General features: G+C 52.9%; 1 rRNA gene. It reads left to right on the forward strand.

What is annotated here, in order from left to right:
- Window positions 1–49 precede the first annotated feature (49 nt).
- Window positions 50–2,931: ribosomal RNA gene (locus tag GQ57_RS12735) — 23S ribosomal RNA — on the forward strand.
- The last annotated feature ends 34 nt before the right edge of the window (window positions 2,932–2,965 follow it).

Here is a 2,965-nt window from a genome sequence, read left to right on the forward strand (position 1 = left end):
CGCGAGAACTCAACCTGTAGCGACTGTCGATGAGACAGACTCGTTATAGGGTCAAGCGAACAAGTGCATGTGGTGGATGCCTTGGCGATCACAGGCGATGAAGGACGCGGTAGCCTGCGAAAAGCTACGGGGAGCTGGCAAACAAGCTTTGATCCGTAGATGTCCGAATGGGGAAACCCGGCCCTTTTGGGTCATCCTAGACTGAATACATAGGTCTAGTGAAGCGAACGCGGTGAACTGAAACATCTAAGTAACCGCAGGAAAAGAAATCAACCGAGATTCCCAAAGTAGTGGCGAGCGAAATGGGATGAGCCTTGCACTCTTTATTTGTATTGTTAGCCGAACGCTCTGGAAAGTGCGGCCATAGCAGGTGATAGCCCTGTAGGCGAAAACAGTATGAAAGAACTAGGTGTGCGACAAGTAGGGCGGGACACGTGAAATCCTGTCTGAAGATGGGGGGACCATCCTCCAAGGCTAAATACTCGTGATCGACCGATAGTGAACCAGTACCGTGAGGGAAAGGCGAAAAGAACCCCGGGAGGGGAGTGAAATAGATCCTGAAACCGCATGCATACAAACAGTCGGAGCCTCGTAAGGGGTGACGGCGTACCTTTTGTATAATGGGTCAGCGACTTACGTTCAGTAGCAAGCTTAACCGTATAGGGCAGGCGTAGCGAAAGCGAGTCCGAATAGGGCGTTCAGTTGCTGGGCGTAGACCCGAAACCAAGTGATCTATCCATGGCCAGGATGAAGGTGCGGTAACACGTACTGGAGGTCCGAACCCACTAACGTTGAAAAGTTAGGGGATGAGCTGTGGATAGGGGTGAAAGGCTAAACAAACTTGGAAATAGCTGGTTCTCTCCGAAAACTATTTAGGTAGTGCCTCGTGTCTCACCTTCGGGGGTAGAGCACTGTCATGGTTGGGGGGTCTATTGCAGATTACCCCGCCATAGCAAACTCCGAATACCGAAGAGTGCAATCACGGGAGACAGACATCGGGTGCTAACGTCCGGTGTCAAGAGGGAAACAACCCAGACCGCCAGCTAAGGTCCCCAAATATAGCTAAGTGGGAAACGAAGTGGGAAGGCTAAAACAGTCAGGAGGTTGGCTTAGAAGCAGCCACCCTTTAAAGAAAGCGTAATAGCTCACTGATCGAGTCGTCCTGCGCGGAAGATGTAACGGGGCTAAGCTATATACCGAAGCTGCGGATGCGTGCTTGGCACGCATGGTAGGAGAGCGTTCCGTAAGCCTGCGAAGGTGCGTTGAAAAGCGTGCTGGAGGTATCGGAAGTGCGAATGCTGACATGAGTAGCGATAAAGGGGGTGAAAGGCCCCCTCGCCGTAAGCCCAAGGTTTCCTACGCAACGTTCATCGGCGTAGGGTGAGTCGGCCCCTAAGGCGAGGCAGAAATGCGTAGCTGATGGGAAGCAGGTCAATATTCCTGCACCATTGTTAGATGCGATGGGGGGACGGATCGCGGAAGGTTGTCCGGGTGTTGGAAGTCCCGGTCGCTGCATTGGAGAAGGCGCTTAGGCAAATCCGGGCGCAGGATTCAAGGGTGTGGCGCGAGCTCCTTAGGGAGCGAAGCAATTGGAAGTGGTTCCAAGAAAAGCCTCTAAGCTTCAGTCTAACGATGACCGTACCGCAAACCGACACAGGTGGGCGAGATGAGTATTCTAAGGCGCTTGAGAGAACTCGGGAGAAGGAACTCGGCAAATTGGTACCGTAACTTCGGGATAAGGTACGCCCTTGTAGCTTGACTGGCCTGCGCCAGGAGGGTGAAGGGGTTGCAATAAACTGGTGGCTGCGACTGTTTAATAAAAACACAGCACTCTGCAAACACGAAAGTGGACGTATAGGGTGTGACGCCTGCCCGGTGCCGGAAGATTAAATGATGGGGTGCAAGCTCTTGATTGAAGTCCCGGTAAACGGCGGCCGTAACTATAACGGTCCTAAGGTAGCGAAATTCCTTGTCGGGTAAGTTCCGACCTGCACGAATGGCGTAACGATGGCCACACTGTCTCCTCCCGAGACTCAGCGAAGTTGAAGTGTTTGTGATGATGCAATCTACCCGCGGCTAGACGGAAAGACCCCATGAACCTTTACTGTAGCTTTGCATTGGACTTTGAACCGATCTGTGTAGGATAGGTGGGAGGCTATGAAACCGGAACGCTAGTTTCGGTGGAGCCGTCCTTGAAATACCACCCTGGTTTGTTTGAGGTTCTAACCTTGGTCCGTGATCCGGATCGGGGACAGTGCATGGTAGGCAGTTTGACTGGGGCGGTCTCCTCCCAAAGCGTAACGGAGGAGTACGAAGGTACGCTAGGTACGGTCGGAAATCGTGCTGATAGTGCAATGGCATAAGCGTGCTTAACTGCGAGACCGACAAGTCGAGCAGGTGCGAAAGCAGGTCATAGTGATCCGGTGGTTCTGTATGGAAGGGCCATCGCTCAACGGATAAAAGGTACTCTGGGGATAACAGGCTGATACCGCCCAAGAGTTCATATCGACGGCGGTGTTTGGCACCTCGATGTCGGCTCATCTCATCCTGGGGCTGTAGCCGGTCCCAAGGGTATGGCTGTTCGCCATTTAAAGAGGTACGTGAGCTGGGTTTAAAACGTCGTGAGACAGTTTGGTCCCTATCTGCCGTGGGCGTTGGATATTTGAAGGGGGCTGCTCCTAGTACGAGAGGACCGGAGTGGACGAACCTCTGGTGTACCGGTTGTCACGCCAGTGGCATCGCCGGGTAGCTATGTTCGGAAGAGATAACCGCTGAAAGCATCTAAGCGGGAAACTCGCCTTAAGATGAGATATCCCTGGGGACTAGATCCCCTTGAAGGGTCGTTCGAGACCAGGACGTTGATAGGTCAGGTGTGTAAGCGCAGTAATGCGTTCAGCTAACTGATACTAATTGCCCGTAAGGCTTGATCCTATAACAAGTCTGCCTTGTAGATCGGCGCCGTGCG

The organism is Burkholderia sp. MSh2 (genome assembly GCF_000731655.1).
In the GTDB taxonomy this organism is placed as follows: domain Bacteria; phylum Pseudomonadota; class Gammaproteobacteria; order Burkholderiales; family Burkholderiaceae; genus Burkholderia; species Burkholderia paludis.